Origin of the sequence: Pseudomonas sp. JV245A, assembly GCF_032424515.1 — a bacterium.
Taxonomy (GTDB): domain Bacteria; phylum Pseudomonadota; class Gammaproteobacteria; order Pseudomonadales; family Pseudomonadaceae; genus Aquipseudomonas; species Aquipseudomonas protegens.
This window is the reverse complement of the sequence record NZ_VYKE01000545.1, coordinates 1-445: the sequence shown is the minus strand read 5'-3', so window position 1 is coordinate 445 and position 445 is coordinate 1. Positions and strand designations below refer to the sequence as shown.

Below are 445 nucleotides of genomic sequence, written 5' to 3'. Positions count from 1 at the left end.
TACCGCCTCCGTGACTGCACCAGTGACCGGTTCTCCAATGGTCGTCACTCTGTCCAACGGTCAGACCATCACCATCCCGGTGGGTGAGTCTTCTGCCAGCGTAAACTTCACCGCGCCAAACGATGCCCTCGCTGGCGGCAGCTCCCTGAGCACCACCATTACCAAGGCCGACGGCGGCAACTACGAAAAACTGGAAGTCAGCGACAAGCCTGCCGAGACCTCGGTCACCGATACCCCGGACACCACCACTCTGAGCCTGAGTGCGACCGAGTCCGTGGCCGAAGGCGGCTCCATCGTCTACACCGCAACCCTGACCAACGCCGCTGGCACTCCGGTCACCGTGACCTTGAGTAACGGTGCCGTGATCACTATTGCTGCCGGTGCCACTTCGGGCACGGCAACCGTGGCCGCACCTGCCGATGACGTTTATAAGGACGCGGGCAAG

1 protein-coding gene is annotated in these 445 nt (G+C 62.2%); it reads left to right on the top strand.

Going from position 1 to position 445, the window contains the following annotated elements; translation table 11 throughout:
* Nucleotides 1-37: 37 nt before the first annotated feature.
* Nucleotides 38-445, top strand: a 408-nt coding sequence (locus F6S12_RS32945) for an immunoglobulin-like domain-containing protein (RefSeq protein ID WP_409999891.1), incomplete at its 3' end; no start/stop codon positions are given.